This window comes from Rhodococcus sp. IEGM 1354, assembly GCF_030056855.1.
Taxonomy (GTDB): Bacteria; Actinomycetota; Actinomycetes; order Mycobacteriales; family Mycobacteriaceae; genus Rhodococcoides.
Genome location: NZ_JASHKT010000004.1, coordinates 202,879 through 218,234 on the forward strand (window position 1 = coordinate 202,879; position 15,356 = coordinate 218,234).

General features: G+C 62.6%; 17 protein-coding genes and 1 riboswitch. Of the genes, 10 read left to right on the plus strand and 7 right to left on the minus strand.

Annotated features, from left to right (window positions below; genetic code table 11):
• Positions 1-14 precede the first annotated feature (14 nt).
• Positions 15-263: a hypothetical protein gene (locus QM588_RS10690; protein WP_283313147.1), complete on the minus strand. Its 249-nt coding sequence runs from the start codon at positions 261-263 to the stop codon at positions 15-17.
• A 107-nt stretch (positions 264-370) separates the two neighbouring features.
• Here QM588_RS10690 and QM588_RS10695 point away from each other — a divergent pair, with 107 nt between their 5' ends.
• Complete coding sequence (locus tag QM588_RS10695) at positions 371-1,330, plus strand: squalene cyclase (RefSeq protein WP_283313149.1); 960 nt, start codon at positions 371-373, stop codon at positions 1,328-1,330.
• Between the two features lie 257 nt (positions 1,331-1,587).
• Here QM588_RS10695 and QM588_RS10700 read toward each other — a convergent pair whose 3' ends face one another.
• Positions 1,588-1,890 carry a hypothetical protein gene (locus QM588_RS10700; protein ID WP_283313151.1) on the minus strand — a complete coding sequence of 101 codons (303 nt, stop codon included), beginning with the start codon at positions 1,888-1,890 and terminating at the stop codon, positions 1,588-1,590.
• A gap of 103 nt (positions 1,891-1,993) precedes the next feature.
• A riboswitch (ZMP/ZTP riboswitch) is annotated at positions 1,994-2,081 on the plus strand.
• 15 nt (positions 2,082-2,096) lie between these two features.
• On the opposite strand from QM588_RS10700, the gene QM588_RS10705 reads away from it, so the two are divergent.
• From QM588_RS10705 to QM588_RS10730, 6 genes are all read left to right on the plus strand, one after another.
• Positions 2,097-3,314, plus strand: a complete 1,218-nt coding sequence (locus QM588_RS10705; protein WP_283313154.1) for a benzoate/H(+) symporter BenE family transporter — start codon at positions 2,097-2,099, stop codon at positions 3,312-3,314.
• 113 nt (positions 3,315-3,427) lie between these two features.
• Positions 3,428-3,772: a nuclear transport factor 2 family protein gene (locus QM588_RS10710; protein ID WP_283313156.1), complete on the plus strand. Its 345-nt coding sequence runs from the start codon at positions 3,428-3,430 to the stop codon at positions 3,770-3,772.
• Positions 3,769-4,608 carry an SDR family NAD(P)-dependent oxidoreductase gene (locus tag QM588_RS10715; RefSeq protein WP_283313158.1) on the plus strand — a complete coding sequence of 280 codons (840 nt, stop codon included), beginning with the start codon at positions 3,769-3,771 and terminating at the stop codon, positions 4,606-4,608. Before QM588_RS10710 ends, QM588_RS10715 begins: the two co-directional genes overlap by 4 nt.
• 139 nt (positions 4,609-4,747) lie before the next feature.
• The gene (locus tag QM588_RS10720) at positions 4,748-5,194 is read left to right on the plus strand and encodes a VOC family protein (protein ID WP_283313160.1); all 447 of its coding nucleotides are present in this window, start codon (positions 4,748-4,750) and stop codon (positions 5,192-5,194) included.
• A 542-nt stretch (positions 5,195-5,736) separates the two neighbouring features.
• Entirely contained in the window at positions 5,737-7,335 is a 1,599-nt protein-coding gene (locus QM588_RS10725) for a DUF2207 family protein (RefSeq protein ID WP_283313162.1), read from the plus strand.
• 215 nt (positions 7,336-7,550) lie between these two features.
• Positions 7,551-8,573, plus strand: a complete 1,023-nt coding sequence (locus QM588_RS10730) for a GGDEF domain-containing protein (RefSeq protein WP_283313164.1) — start codon at positions 7,551-7,553, stop codon at positions 8,571-8,573.
• 35 nt (positions 8,574-8,608) lie between these two features.
• On the opposite strand, the gene QM588_RS10735 is transcribed toward QM588_RS10730, so the two are convergent.
• The 4 genes from QM588_RS10735 to QM588_RS10750 form a co-directional block, all read right to left on the minus strand.
• Positions 8,609-10,246, minus strand: coding sequence for a cation:proton antiporter family protein (locus QM588_RS10735; RefSeq protein WP_283313167.1), 1,638 nt, complete (start codon positions 10,244-10,246; stop codon positions 8,609-8,611).
• A 202-nt stretch (positions 10,247-10,448) separates the two neighbouring features.
• The gene (locus QM588_RS10740; protein WP_027497122.1) at positions 10,449-10,904 is read right to left on the minus strand and encodes a tellurite resistance TerB family protein; all 456 of its coding nucleotides are present in this window, start codon (positions 10,902-10,904) and stop codon (positions 10,449-10,451) included.
• A 142-nt stretch (positions 10,905-11,046) separates the two neighbouring features.
• Entirely contained in the window at positions 11,047-11,379 is a 333-nt protein-coding gene (locus QM588_RS10745) for a hypothetical protein (protein ID WP_027497121.1), read from the minus strand.
• Between the two features lie 6 nt (positions 11,380-11,385).
• The gene (locus QM588_RS10750; RefSeq protein WP_155290166.1) at positions 11,386-11,526 is read right to left on the minus strand and encodes a hypothetical protein; all 141 of its coding nucleotides are present in this window, start codon (positions 11,524-11,526) and stop codon (positions 11,386-11,388) included.
• A gap of 30 nt (positions 11,527-11,556) precedes the next feature.
• On the opposite strand from QM588_RS10750, the gene QM588_RS10755 reads away from it, so the two are divergent.
• The 3 genes from QM588_RS10755 (at position 11,557) to pabB (ending at position 14,644) form a co-directional block, all read left to right on the plus strand.
• Positions 11,557-11,895, plus strand: a complete 339-nt coding sequence (locus QM588_RS10755) for an RNA polymerase-binding protein RbpA (protein WP_027497120.1) — start codon at positions 11,557-11,559, stop codon at positions 11,893-11,895.
• 276 nt (positions 11,896-12,171) lie between these two features.
• Positions 12,172-12,561 carry a chorismate mutase family protein gene (locus QM588_RS10760; protein ID WP_222068521.1) on the plus strand — a complete coding sequence of 130 codons (390 nt, stop codon included), beginning with the start codon at positions 12,172-12,174 and terminating at the stop codon, positions 12,559-12,561.
• A gap of 10 nt (positions 12,562-12,571) precedes the next feature.
• A complete protein-coding gene (pabB, locus tag QM588_RS10765; RefSeq protein ID WP_283313172.1) occupies positions 12,572-14,644 on the plus strand; it encodes an aminodeoxychorismate synthase component I in 2,073 nt (690 codons plus the stop codon).
• 54 nt (positions 14,645-14,698) lie between these two features.
• Here pabB and QM588_RS10770 read toward each other — a convergent pair whose 3' ends face one another.
• The gene (locus QM588_RS10770) at positions 14,699-15,295 is read right to left on the minus strand and encodes a hypothetical protein (RefSeq protein ID WP_032365824.1); all 597 of its coding nucleotides are present in this window, start codon (positions 15,293-15,295) and stop codon (positions 14,699-14,701) included.
• Between the last annotated feature and the right edge of the window lie 61 nt (positions 15,296-15,356).

The window sequence follows — 15,356 nt, forward strand, 5'->3', positions numbered from 1 at the left end:
CTGTAACCCAATTGTCAGTAGCGTTGCACGAACAGATACCGGTCGCCGTCGAACGGCTTAAAAGTGATGTCTCGACCCCGGTAAGGGTTCGTCGAGTGGGGGGGGGCAACATCCGGGAAGTACCCCAGACCGATCGAGTCGATCAAGCCACCCTCCATGAAGAACCGGTAGCCATCATCGACGGGTTGGGTACGGATGACGGTGTAGAGACCAATTCTCTTGTCGTACGCCGCCTTCGGACAGTCGACAGCGGTTGCGGTCAAAGACTTCTCCGCCACGGAGAGTGCGAGGGGCCAAAATACAACTGGGCTCCGATGACCCGTCCGCACACAGCGCCGGAAAGATTGATTTCATTGCTAGCCTCGCCTTCATGGTCATCGACGAGTGGCTGCTCGATTCGGATCCAGCGATTCGATGGCAGGTACTGCGCGATCTGCACGACGCGCCCCCTGCTGATGCGGCGAGAGAGCGCAACCGAATTGTGCACGAAGGCTGGGGCGCGCGTTTGCTTGCTGCACGCGACCCGAACGGCCTGTGGGCCGGAGGTGCTTGCTTCCCATCGGGGTTCGACGGCGATTTCTCGAGAGGGCAGCCGTGGACTTCCACGCTTCATTCGCTGACGTTGCTGCGCGAGATGGGTGTCGACCCGGACGCCGGTGAAGTACGGACCGCCACCGAGGCGGTGCGCCGGAATTGCCGGTGGGAACACGCAGGCCAACGGTTCTTCGACGGTGAAGTCGAGCCCTGCATCAACGGGAGGACCGTCGCCCTGGGTGCATATTTCGGAGTCGACGTCGACGCTATCGTCACCAGACTGGTGAAAGATCAGCTCGCCGACGGCGGCTGGAACTGCGAGGCGGAGTACGGATCGACTCGCGGGTCTTTTCACTCGACGATCTGTGTGCTCGAAGGGTTGCTCGAGCACGAACGAGCCACGGGCGGCACTCCCGCGTCGATTGCCGCACGCCACCGAGGCGAGCAATACCTTCTGGAACGCCGGTTGGCCAGGAGGGTGAGCACGGGGGAGATCGTCGAACCGAACTGGTTGCTTTTCTCCTTTCCGACCTGGTGGCATTACGACCTGCTTCGTGGAGTCGACTACTTCCGAACCGCTGGATCTTTCGTCGACCCGAGGTTGACGGAGGCAATCGAACACATCCGGTCGAGACAGTGTGACGACGGCACATGGCTGCTCGACAGAACTCACGCCGGTGCGGTCCACTTTCCGATGGAGAATGGCGATGGGCGTCCGAGCAGGTGGATTACCCTGCGCGCCTTGCGAATCGTGAATTGGTCAGGATCGGAAGCGACGACACAGTTCGCGCGATGAGCCGGGTCATGCAGTGACCGAGCTGTAGTCCTTGTTGTTCGAGTCGGGAGAACTGCTGCGCCGCAGGATCAGCCGAGGATATCTGTTCACCCACACATCGAAGCTGGCCGTATCGCTCTGCATTCACCATCATCGTCCGCGACATCGCGGCCAGGCTTTCGATGTGCTTTCGTTTGTGGTTGCCGATTTGGAGTGGGGGAGAGGGACGTCGAAACCTTGCGGGTCGAGGTTCGGTTCATGCTGCGTTTCTGGCGTTCTCATGTCGGTGTGGAAGCCCCGCGCGGTACGAGCGCGCTGCGGATCTCGATGCCACCGGGATGGGTGCGGCCGATCACTCTGACCCACACTCCATCCCAAGCCAGGTCGAACTCTCTGTGCCGCAGCGGAATCACCCGTTCGACCTGCCATCGGTTCGAGGACGGCGTGTTCGGTGCGAGAAAGGCGTCGCCGGAATCTTCGATCAGGACAACGCCGGCACCGGTGACGTCGGATTCTCGGTGCACCACATAGGGTTGCAGATCCATGATCGGAGTCTTCTCGATACCGGGCCAATGCGTCATCGGCGCCAAAGATGGTTTGCGGGTTGTCGTGGTGGGGTGCTGAACGGGATGAAGCGGTCATCGCTGTTCTGGTACCGATCGTTCGTAGGTTCGGTCTACTCTGTGGTCGGGCCGTGACTGGCGCTGTGGATGGATCACCATCGGGAAGCGGCCTCGTCTGTTGACGTCTGCCGCGCGCCTGGGCTCCCACCGAGCCGAGGAGAACCATGAGCCACACCCCACCGCGTGATACCGCCGATTCTGATGCTCGTAAGACGGGTAACCTGGCGCCACCGATCACGGCAGGCGTGGTCTCGGCCTTGGTCGGGTTCACCAGTTCGTTCGTTGTAGTCCTCAGCGGCCTGACAGCGGTAGGAGCAACTTACGAGCAGGCCGCCAGCGGCCTGCTCGCTGTCAGCGTCGTCATGGGTCTGGCCTGCATCGTCCTTTCCTGGCAGACTCGGCTGCCGATCACCGCCGCCTGGTCCACCCCCGGCGCGGCCCTGCTCGCGACCACCGGCACCGTCGACGGCGGTTGGCCCGCCGCGGTGGGGGCGTTCCTTGTCGCGGGGGTGCTGATCGTCCTCACCGGTTTGGTACCCCAGCTCGCGGCGCTGGTCACCCGCATCCCCACCTCGCTTGCCCAAGCCATGCTCGCCGGGGTCCTCCTGCAGCTCTGTCTCGGCCCGGTCACCGGGTTGGCTGTGAACCCGATCGCTGTCGCCCCGGTTGTCCTGACTTGGCTTGTTGCACTTCGGTTCTCGCCCCGGTGGGCCGCGCCCCTCGCCTTTCTTGCCGCCGCAGTCGTCATCGGGATCACGGTGGCGGCCGGCGAAACCACGGTGGGCCCGGCGGACCTCGTACCTCGGGTCCATTTGACTTCGCCGACGTTCACCGTCGCGGGTGTCGTCGGGATCGCACTTCCGCTGTACCTCGTGACCATGGCTTCACAGAACGTCCCGGGTGTAGCCATCATGGCCGGTCTCGGCTACGAGGTTCCGTGGCGGCGATCGATGCTCGTGACCGGCGCAGGCACCCTGCTCGGCGCGACCGCCGGCGCGCATGCGATCAACCTGGCTGCCATCAGCGCCGCCCTGGCTGCCGGGCCGGACGCGGGTGTGGACCGCACTCGCCGATGGATTGCAAGTCTGACTGCGGGAATCGTCCTGATGTTGCTCGGCGTGGCGTCGGCGTCGTTCGGCACACTCGTTGCCTTCGCCCCCGTCGGGGTCATTGCCGCGGTCGCCGGACTCGCACTACTCGGGACACTCGCCGCGTCGTTGACCGCCGCGTTCGCTGATCCGGTAGAGCGAATCCCTGTCGTCATCACTTTCGTGACCGCCGCGTCCGGCACCGTCATCGTCGGTGTCAGCGCTGCCTTCTGGGCGCTCCTGGCCGGGCTGGCTGCACGCTTGCTGCTGGGTAAGCCACGGTCCGCCGCATGACGTCCTCGGTAATAGCGCTGACTCAACAGGGAGCCGGGCGAGTGCCGGGCATGGACACCGGTGTGCCGATTCGGTATTGACCTTCCCCCTGGGGGAGGCATCACCGTGGTGTCATGACCACAGAATGGGATGGACTCCCGGACAACGTGAAGAAGTTCATGACTGCACTCGATGCCCGACAGGGCGCTCGCGCGATCACCGTGTTCACCGCAGATGCCGTCGTGACCGACGAGGGCCACGACCACTCGGGCCGCGAGGAGATCGTGGTCTGGCTGACCGCGTCGGTCAATGAGAGTGAGTACACCTACACAACGGAGTTCACGGGAGTGACCGCGACCGGCACGAGCGTCGACGTCACGCAGCACTTGGAAGGCAATTTTCCCGGGGGAGTCGTCGACCTGCACTACCGTTTCACTCTGGACGGCGCGCTGATCAACCGGTTGGTGATCGAGCCATGAGCAAGCGATGGTTCATCACCGGCGGCACACCAGGCGGCTTCGGCATGGCGTACGCCGAGGTGGCTTTGGGTGCGGGGGACCGCGTGGTACTCACGGCGCGGCGTCCAGGGGAACTGGCGTCGTGGGCCGATCAGTACGGTGACCGCGTTCTCGTCGTGCCCATGGATGTCACGGACGCGGCACAGGTACTGCAGGCGGTACGAACGGCCGAAGAGCATCTCGGCGGTATCGACGTGCTGGTCAACAACGCCGGTCGCGGCTGGTACGGATCGATCGAGGGAATGAACGAAGCCTCGATACGGGCAATGTTCGAGCTGAATTTCTTTGCAGTACTGTCCGTTACGCGAGCCGTGCTACCAGGAATTCGCACCCGCGGAAGTGGGTGGATCGTCAACGTGTCATCGGTGGCCGGACTTCTGGCGGCGGTCGGATTCGGCTACTACAGCGCCACGAAATACGCGATCGAAGCCGTCACCGACGCTCTGCGCCAAGAGGTTGCCGAGCACGGTATCTCCGTGTTGGCGGTCGAACCAGGGGCTTTCCGCACCAACGCCTACGCTGGATTCGCCGACGAGCCCGTCGCGGAAGCGATTCCGGACTACCACGACATGCTGGAACAGGTTCGTGTCGATTTTGTCGACATGAACGGGGTGCAGCCGGGCGATCCGCACCGTGGTGCGCGTGCGGTGATCGAAGCGATGGCTCAGGACCCGCCGCCACGCCGACTGATCCTGGGCAACAGCGGGTACGACGCCGTGATCGGTGCGCTGGAACAAAACTTGGGCGACATCCGGTCGAATGAAAGGCTGTCACGGAGCGCGGATTTTCCGGAGTAACCGAGTTGGTGGAGCTCGCTGATTCTGCTGCGGCTGTACGAGGGGACCAGTGAGATCCAGCGGTTGATCGTCGGAGGCGGGCTGATCAGAGCCGAACAGAAGCGCAATTCGTGAAACATGCCAGGCGTAGGCTCCTGGCATGTCGTTCAGAATTCTTCGCTCCGACCACGTCGGCTTCGCCGTCGGTTCCCTCGATGACGCCCTTCGGTTCTGGATCGATGGTCTCGGCGCGGTCCTCGAACGCACCGGTGAGATGGGTGGAGAGTTTCTGGGAGAGGTCACCGGAGCGCACGGGGCTACAGTCCGGATGGCGGTGGTATCCGTTGCGGGTCAGACGATCGAACTGCTGGAATATCGTAACGTCCAGGGAGAGCAGGGATACTCTCGACCACACGATCCTGGTTTCGCGCATCTTGCCTTCGAGGTCGACAACATCGACGCGGTCCTGACGCGAATCGCGGACTTCGGGTGGACGGCGCAGGGAACTCCTCAACCTATTGCCGGCGGGGCAAAGGTGGGCACCCGCGTGATGTACGCGGTGGGTCCACATGGAGAGACGATCGAATTCATGGAGCCGCCGCAGTGACAACCGATTACCCAGGAAGTCGGGTTTCGCACAAGGTTTGGAATTTGGCGCTGAAGTTGTCGCGCGCAGTGCAAGCGTAGTTCGACCGGTCGTCCCGTCGATCGAACGGTGACGTGACGACCTCGAGCAGTTGGTCGAGGACAGTACCTGACATAATGTTGATTATCGGTAAACTTTTGACCTGCAGTTCGCTGAGATCGACTCGTAGTTCGCTGCAGCCCAACAGCTTTCCTCGACGCAGTCGATTCGGCTGAAGCTCTTCGTTGTCCGAAGTCTGCGTCGACGCGACGCGTCCTGTGCTGTCGATATGCCTGCGGGGAAATGTGGCGGGTTTTCCGGTCAACAGCTGTCGCAGCCGGCCCGCTGACTGCCCGCTGTCATAGGATCGGCGCACTGCGGATCAACCGGCACCCTCTCCCTCCCGCCCTTCCCCTCACCGTACTTTCGTCACAGTGACGAAACTACGGTGAGGAGGACAATCCACTGCCGCGTCGGCCGAATGTGCTGGCTACCGGATACGAACTCTGGTTAGAGTTCGTTCGATGGACGCCTTTCTCGAGACATCCCGTCGTCGGAACTTGAACCGCCGAGCTGCTGCCGCCGTACTGATGGCCCTCATTGCATCGTTCGGCCTCGTCGGCTGCTCCGACGATCCGTCCGGCGGAGACGCCGGCTTCGAGGGTTTGACCTCGGGTCAGCGTGTCTACGACCGAACGGGTTTTTCCCTGAATCCGGCGCAGACCGCGGACATCCAACGTCAGTTGGAGAACCTGAAGTCCGACACCGGTGCGGACGTGATCGCGTACGTGCGTGAGCTCGACGCGGACCCCGACGACACGTTGGATCAGGTCGAAGACCTGCAACAGGGATGGGTGTCCCTGACGGGCGTCGACCAGGACTCTGCAGGCGCAATACTGATCAACCGGGAGCCGGGAAAGGTCGACGAGGCTCGCGCGGGCATCTTCGTCGGCTCCACGTACGACGACGGTAACGTTCCGCGGGACGAACAAGAGGCCATCATCGAGGACGCACTGATTCCGCCGCTGCGAGATGGTGACGTCGCAGGAAGCCTGACCGCGGGCATAGATCGCCTGGCGTCCGACATTCGCAACGGTCCGCCGGTGACTGCCCTGGACAGATTCGCCGACGGTCCAGGCTCGACCTGGCTGCCGTGGGCCGGTTCGGTGTTCGCGCTTCTCGGGCTGCTTCTGGTGGGAACGGTGTTTCGGGGCCGAGCGAAACCGACTGTCTCCCAACAATATCCGACGACCGTTCGACCGGACCAGGCCACCGATGCAGCGTACGCGACCGCCCTGGTGCACCGCAGCGCGCAGCCCAGCGGCGTACCGGGGACCGTACTGGCGCTTGCCACCGCCGATGCGCTCACCTTCGAGCAGGACAAGAAGCCGGGAAAGGTCGGCAAAGGAACAGTCAAGATCAGGCTTGTCGACCGAACCCGTGCCCGCGGCGAGGTTCAACAGGCGGTCTGGTCGATGCTCGCCGAACGAGCCGAGGACGATGTCGTATCCGGCGACGAGTTGAAGAAGATCGCTCGAGGCCCCGGTGGAACCAAAGAACTCGTGGAGAAAACACTGCAAGACAGCGGATTCGTTGCCGACGGCTCAGGTCGACGCCGGACAGCGTTGGCCGGTTTGGGCGTACTCGGCGGCGCTCTCGCGATCGGAGGAATTGCCGTGGCGACGTCGGGTGCACCGACGATGTGGCTCGCGGTGGTGTTGTCGGGCCTTCTCTTCGTTGCAGGACTGTGGACGGCGATCGCCTACTCACGCTTCTCGGTCGCGGGCCTGGACGCCTCTCGCCCCTGGGAGGCGTACCGCGACGGACTGAAGCAGGCCGCCAAGGACAACGACGAGTCGGTCGATCTGAACGTAGCTCTGCCGGACATCGTTGCGTTCGGCTTGGCCCCGTTCTTTCGGAAACGACTCGAGGCCGCAACCGACCCCGGGAGTGGCACGCCGCTACGAGCCTTCACATCACCCGCGGATGCCGACTATGCGGCGGGTGTCCCGGTGCTCCTCCCCTGGTCTGCGTTCTCCGGTGTGTTCGTCTCCAGCAGTAGCGGATCCGTTGCGTCCGGTGGAGGTGCAGGTGGAGGAGGCGGAGCGGCAGGCAGTACCTGATCTATGGGTCGATGACCGAGCTCGTTCGGATCGACGACGGTTCGGCCGGCCCCCGAGCGAACAAGGGAACATTGGGAAACCCCGGTTCCGCTACCCTTTGCCGGTTACGGTGCTCGGAGGTGCACAATTTCCAAGCAAGGGTTTCCATGATCGCCGTACGCGCACTCTTCGCTGAATCGGTTCGACCGTCTGAACCTCGACGGGACAACCCGGTCATGCTCGACCTCGACATCGGCCGAGTCAGAGTCGCGCAATTCTTCATCGGTATGGCCACTGTCATCATCGGGCTGATCGGATTCCTCAGTGCGCCCACCAAGGAATACGACGGTATCGGTGTCGTCGTCGTGGTGCTCGTGAGCCTCACGACGTTTCCCGTCTCTCTCCGATGGTTCATCGGTGGGTGGCCCACGCCGAAGGCGCTCGTTGCATACGTGGTCTATGCCGACGTGTCGATAGCTGCCTGCCTGTTGCTCAAACAAGACCTCCTCACCGCGATCGGCGGCACCGTGCTGTTCGCAGTGGTCACGATGTTCGCTGTCATAGCCGTGCGGCCACCTGTGTATTGGATGCACATGGCTGCACAGGTCGTCGTTCTCGTGATCGTTTCCGTCAGAGCCGCCCTCAACGATGCCGCCAGTGTGTGGGTCGTGGCGGCTCACACCCTCACCATGCTGCTCATGTTCGTGGCACCGATGATCCTGGTTATCTATGTCAACGAATTGCGCTCGCGCGCACAAGAATCGCTGGTCGACCCTCTGACCGGCCTGCGTAATCGTCGCGGGCTTTTCGCCGCCGTCGAAACGGTTTTCACGAATTTGCAGAACGACCGATCTGTCGAGATGAGTGCCGTTGTGCTCGACGTAGACGGGATGAAGCACGTGAACGACACGTTCGGCCACCACACCGGCGACGCTGTTCTGGTGGATCTGGCGCAACATCTTCGTGCAGTCACCGCAAACAAGTGGGTGGTCGCCCGGCTCGGCGGCGACGAATTTGCGTGCGTGTCCGTAGCGGAACCGGGGACCTTGGAACCGGACATCGATGCCGTGGTTGCTGCGTTGTCCGACACACGAGGGATGTCGGGGCTTTCTGTCAGCGTGGGCTCGGCTACCACCGAAACGCACCTCGAGACTTCGGAACAGGCCGTACTCCTCCTGCTCCGAACCGCGGACGCCGAGATGTACCGCGTGAAGAGCGCCAGAAGACATACCGACTACCGCGGTTCTGCGCCAGGCTGACGGCTCCCCACGCCTCTGCTACTCGAACCGCTGGACTATCCGGTGTTGTCCGGTGTACGCGGCTCGTCGGTCTCGGAGTCGATGCGATCATCGATGTATTCCGGGGTCGAATGCCCCACTTGGTCGGCCAGTTCCAATCCCGCGCCAGCGTAGACGTTGAAGGCGATATCGACGCCCTGGTCTTTTGCCCACTGCACCTCGTCGTCGTACCGTGCGACCGCCGCCACTGTTCCGCCGAAGCCGGACTCTCGCAGACACGCCAGTGCAGTGACGTTCGCTCCGTGCCGCGGCATGGCGAGCACGGCGATCCGAACGGAATCCGATCTGCGTAGTCGGTGCCAGAAGTCGAGGTCGGTGGCATCGCCCTCGATGACGCGCAGTCCCTGCTCGGCCAGTCGACGGATGCGCGGGCCGTCGTAGTCGACCCCGACCACGTCCAGTCGGTAGTGCTCGTTCAGTCGCTGGTAGGCCGCGAACCCCACACGCCCCATGCCGATGACGACGACTTCGGCGTCGCCGGCATCACCGGGGCGTTCCTCGGGGTGCAGGCTCTGCTCGTCTTGAACGGGCAGCCGGCTCGCCATCTTCTCGACCATCAGGTGGCCGCGTCCGTTGACAAGGGCGGACACCACGAAACTCAGAGCCACCGCGATCGACATCTCGACCAACCACGTAGGTGCCAGCAGCCCGGTCGTCACTCCGACAGAGACGACGATCAGACCGAACTCCGAGTAGTTCATCAGACTCAGTCCTGCGAGCAGGGCCGTTCGATACCGGAGTTTCATCGCGGCGAACAGCGCTACGTAGAGCACGGATTTGAGCGGCAGAACGAGCATCATCAGCAGAGCGACAACGAGACTGGGCACATCGGGCAGCCCGGACAGGCCTATCGAAACGAAGAAGCCCACCAACAGAAGTTCCTTGAGGTGGAACAGAGACCGTGCCAGTTCCGACGACGCGGAATGCGAAGCCAACAGGACGCCGATGATCAAGGCGCCGAGGTCACCTTTGAGGCCCAGCGTCGAGAACAGTGCGTACCCCGGAACCAGAGCCATCACGATGCCGAACAACGACTGCATCTCGCCGTGCCCCAGCCCGCTCCAGATTCTCCGAAGAATTCGCGTGAGCGGCCACAGCAGGACGAGGGTGAAGGCCCATGGGCTGGGCAGAGTGCCGCTGGTGACCGTCAGGAAGACGACAGCGACGATGTCCTGCATGACGAGAACGCCGATGGCGACCCGGCCGTAGAGCGCATGCGACTCCCCCCGCTCCTCGAGTACCTTGACGACGAACACGGTGCTGGAGAACGACATGGCGAAGGCCAGGAGTGCGATGGTCGTCAGGCTTTGCCCGGACAGCATGGCGAGGCCGGCTACGGCGGCCAACCACAACACCGTGGTTCCGAGCGCGACACTGATCGCAAGATGGACCGACGTGGTGAGCCAGACCTCGCGGCGCAACAGAATGCGGAGGTCGAGCTTGAGGCCGATGGCGAACAACAGCAGCGTGACCCCCAAGTCGGCGAGCAGGTCCAGCTGCGGCACCTCACCGATATCGAGAGCGTTGATGACGAACCCAGCGGCCAGAAAGCCGACCAACGGAGGTAGTCGCACCGCCATGGCGAGTCCGCCGAGGCCGAATGCGATGACGAGATAAATCGCGGCAACAGTCATGCTCGGTCTCCTCGGTCACGGATCGATCGGTCCGCTGACGCGTCGACGACGTCTTTGCACCCAGCCGGAACGAGCAAAGTAACCCGCGGAGTAGGAAATTGCAGGACAGATGGAGTTCGCGGACGACAACGGCGACCGTCGACGTCTGACGTCGTCGGTCGCCGCAGACCTCATCCGGTCTCGATGCCCACGCCGGGGCGGGTCAGAGCTCGAACTCGGCCGGGTCGATTCCCACTGCGAAGCATGCGTTGCGAACGGCGGCCTTTTCGTGATCGTCGAAATGCCCGTCGGCACCGCCGATGATGATGCCGATCTGGATGACGGCACGGGCCTGGTCCGGCTTGGACTTCAACTTGCCGATCGTGGCGGTGGCCTCGACCTTTCCGAAGTCGAAGTCACCCTGCAGCTTGTCGCAATACCAGTCGAACTTCTGACGGAGCTCGTCGGACTCGAAGACTCGGAGAGCTTCGTTTCCGGCAATCAGCGCTGCCGTCTTCTGCCGCTCGGCCGGATCGATCGTGCCGTCCGCGGCTGCGATGAGAGCGCACATCGCCATGCTGCCGTTGGCGAACTCCTTGTTCTTGAACTGGCTGGTCTTGGTTTGCAGCTGCCCGTTCAATTCCTGTGCTTTGGACTTGAGTTGATCCCAGAACGCCATGGAGCTCCTCTGTGTGTCTTTGCGTCCGCGCAAGGCGCGCGTGCGTCGCCCATTGTCCACGGAGTCGGTGAACAACGACGAGAGCGATGTCGTCGACTGTCGCGCCGCCCGAAAGACGACCAGCGAGGAGCCCCGGAAATACTCAGCGCAGCCGCTCGGCATCGTGTGCTTTCGCCACGAGTTCGATACACAGGCGTTGCAGTTCGTCGGCGGCGGCGCCTTCTGCCACGGCGGTACTGACGTCCTCGGCCGCGCATCGCAGTTCGAATGCGCGATCCGCAACGGCCGATGCTTCTTCGGCGGTCAGCACAACGGCGTCGACGGGAATGGACGTCCCTTTGACGGCACTGCGCTGCTCGTACGCACGTTGTCTGCACGATTGTCGGCAGTACCGTCGTTTGCGGCCGGTGCCGACATCGTCGATGGGACGTCCGCACCACTCGCACGTCTGGTTGCGACGGGTTTTCACGGACATGGTCGCTCAGCCTACTTTGCCGGCGAGGTAAGATGCCTTGATCTGCGCGGGCGAGCCGGGAACGAACGGACGCACGACGACGTTGTAGATCAGTGGGTGGACGACGAAGCTCGGCCGCGCCGAAACCGGCCGGTGGAATCGGCGCACATACCTACTATCGATGGAGAGGACTTCACTATGGCAGATCGTGTACTTCGAGGTAGTCGACTGGGAGCCGTCAGCTACGAGACCGATCGTGATCACGACCTGGCACCCCGCCGCGTGGCTCGCTATCGCTGCGACAACGGTGAGGAATTCGACGTACCGTTCGCCGACGACGCCGAGATTCCCGGTACGTGGGCGTGCCGTAACGGACTCGAGGGTTCTCTGATCGAGGGCACCGCGCCCGAGGCCAAGAAGGTCAAGCCTCCCCGTACCCACTGGGACATGCTCCTCGAGCGCCGTTCGGTGGACGAGTTGGAAGAGTTGTTGAAGGAGCGCTTGGATCTGCTGAAGGTCAAGCGACGCGGAGCCTGATCTCCTGACCGATGCACCGCCCGATTGAAAAACAATCCGGCGGTGCATTTTTTCTCCCGGTGGGAAACCTGGAGATTTTTTTCGGGCGAGTGGTGTGATTATTGTCGTTTATCGCCCGTTTTCTTCGAGTTTGAGTGGCGCGAAAACGGCTCGAGATGACACCATCGAACATCGCATGTAGTCGGTTACCGAGTCTGCGATGATCGCGGTAACAAATGTCGGCTGCGACCGATAATCATCAGCACCGTAGTCGTCGAAAACAGGGGGCATCAACTCGTGAGCCAGGGTTCCGATCAGTGTCTGCACGACGATCCGCGGACGGCGGCGTCCGAATCGGACGGACGCGTTGCGGTCGGCGAACAGAAGTTGGCGGAATTGCGCCGCGAATTGGACGGTATCGACGAGGTCTTGCGCGCAGCCGTACGCGACCGTATCGATGTGTGTGTACGGGTGGCCCACGTCAAACGCGAATTCGGTATTCCCATGATGCAGCCGGGCCGGGTGGGCGTGGTGACCGAACGGGCTCGCGAGTTCGCTTCCGCGAACGGATTGTCCCCGGACTTTCTCGAAGAGCTGTACAAATCGATGATTGCCGAGGCGTGTCGCGTCGAGGATCTCATCATCGATTCTTCGGGGCCAGAATCTGGCCTCGAGGGCGAACGATAGAGGTACCTCGATGACGATCAGAACTCTCCTGGTGGACAATTACGATTCGTTCACCTACAACCTGTACAGCCTCCTCGCCGAGGTCAACGGCCGGCCACCCACCGTGGTCAAGAACGACGTCGCGTGGTCTTCCCTCGACTTCGCCGCGTTCGACAACGTCGTGATCTCGCCCGGTCCCGGCCGCCCGGACGTCGAGCAGGACTTCGGTATCAGTGGTCGAGTGATAAGCGAATCCGGTCTCCCGATTCTGGGTGTCTGCCTCGGCCATCAGGGGATGTGCCACCTCTTCGGGGGTGAGGTCGATCTGGCCCCCGCACCGATGCACGGCCGCATCACCGACATCACGCATACCGGGGTGGATCTGTTCGAGGGGATTCCCTCGCCGTATTCCGTGGTGCGCTACCACTCTCTGGTCGTCACCCGGACCCCCGCCGATTTCGAGGAAGTCGCCTGGACCCCGGACGGTCTGGTGATGGCGGTTCGTCATCACAGCAAGCCGTTGTGGGGAGTGCAGTTCCATCCCGAGTCGATCAGCACCGAATACGGGCGTGAGCTGCTGGGAAATTTCCGCGATCTGACGCTTGCGCGGTCGAGCGCAGCGAACGCAGCGGGGACCCACGATTCGATGTTCACCATCGAAACCCGCACAATCGAACGCGATTTCGACTCCGAGCGCGTGTTCCAGACGCTGTTCGCGCACGACACCAAGAGTTTCTGGCTGGACGGAAGCGCCGCACTCGAGCCCGAGTGCCGATTCACCGTCATGGGCGATTGCTCCGGGCCGCACGCCGAATACGTGACGTACTCGGTGGCCGAGACGATGGTGACCGTCGAGGGCTCCGACGGCACGAGAGAACACATCCACTCGACGTTCTTCGACTACATCGACGTCCAACTACGCCGCCGAGCTACTCCCCCACGGCACGATCTTCCCTTTGCATTCGGACTGGGCTACGTCGGCTACCTCGGGTACGAACTCAAGGCCGACACGGGCGGGCAGCTGGTGCACACCTCGGCGACCCCCGATGCCTCGATGGTGTTCTCCGATCGGGCGTTGGTGTTCGATCATGAGGCCGGCACCCTGTACTTGATGGGGTTGGCTGATACCCCCGGAGACCCGGTCCTCGCGCAGTGGTTCGACTCGGTCACTGCAACGCTGAGTGGACTGTCCGAGAAGGCAGAGACAGCCGCGCCCAGTGGGATACCAGCATCCGGCGCTCCATTGCTCGGAGCGGAGCTGTCCCTCGAACCACGGCTCAGGCACGATCGCACGCATTACCTCGACCTCATCTCTCAGTGCCTCGCCGAGATTCGCTCCGGTGAGACCTACGAGGTGTGCTTGACCAACACAGCCACCGTGGCCGGTTCCATAGACCCAGCGGCAACGTACTCCTTCATGCGGGAAATCAACCCCACCCCATACAGTGCCTTCTTGAATTTTCCCGACGTCTCGGTCCTCAGCGCCTCCCCCGAGCGATTCCTGCGTATCGACGCCGACCGCATCGTGGAGTCCAAGCCCATCAAGGGAACTCGGCCGCGCGGGGCCACCCCCGAAGAGGACAACGCACTCAAGGCCGACCTCGTCGCGAACGAGAAGGACAAGGCCGAGAATCTGATGATCGTCGATTTGGTGCGTAACGACCTGGCTCAGGTGTGCATTCCTGGTTCGGTACACGTGCCGAAGCTGTTCGACGTCGAAACCTATGCTCCCGTACACCAATTGGTCTCCACGGTTCGTGGCCGGCTGCGTGACGACGCGTCGGCTGCCGACTGCATCAGGGCAGCATTCCCCGGCGGCTCGATGACCGGCGCTCCGAAAATTCGCACGATGGCAATCATCGACAAGCTCGAAGATGGGCCGCGTGGAGTGTATTCCGGTGCTATCGGCTACTTCTCGATCACGGGCACGGCGGATTTCTCGATCGTCATTCGTACGATCGTGGCGACCGAGCACGAGGTCACGTACGGCGTCGGAGGCGCGATCGTTGCGCTCTCGGATCCCGACGAGGAGTTCGAGGAGACGATGGTCAAAGCGGTGTCGATGCGTCGAGCCCTCACAGGCCGGACAGCGAACAGCGGGTAGAGCGCACGCGCTCTACCCGCTGTTCCACATCCCTCGGCCAGTGGCCGTCGTGCTCTACGCAGTGGTGAAGTACTCGAACACCGCAGGCTGAGCTTCGGGGTTGGCGTTGTTGATTCCGATGACCGTGCCGGCGACCGTACCGATCACGGTTCCGATGATGCAGCCCGAGATGAAGTTCGGGAAGATCGAGACGCAGCCGATGGCGAAGCCGAGGCCTGCACCGATGGCCGTGCCGACACCGCCGCCGTTGTTCCAACCGATGGCGAGCTGGTTGACCATGTTGTCGAAGGCCTGCTGCTTGGTCTTCGCGCCGGCGACCTCAGCGACAGGAACGGTCTGCGGGGTGAGAGTGAGTTCCCGACCTTCGGCACCGATCAGGGGCGCAATGGAGTAGACGGTTCCATTGATGGAGTACTCCAGCGGGATCGACGCCACCGTGGAGCCGGCCTGGTCGACGATCGACACGGTCTCGCTCGTCGCATCGACGCGGAAGAGACCGGCATCGAGGATGGTCTTGACGGTTCCATCCGGGTTGACCGACGTCTGGTAGTTCATCGACTCCGACGTCGGATCCGCGACGGCCTGGCCTGCGCCGGTGGCTACGGCTGCGGTCAACGCCACCGCGACCGTTGCTGTTCTGATCAGTTTCACTGTGTCCCCTGGTAGTAGTGATTCGCATTCGACCACTCGAGTATCGAAAGCCGATGCTATT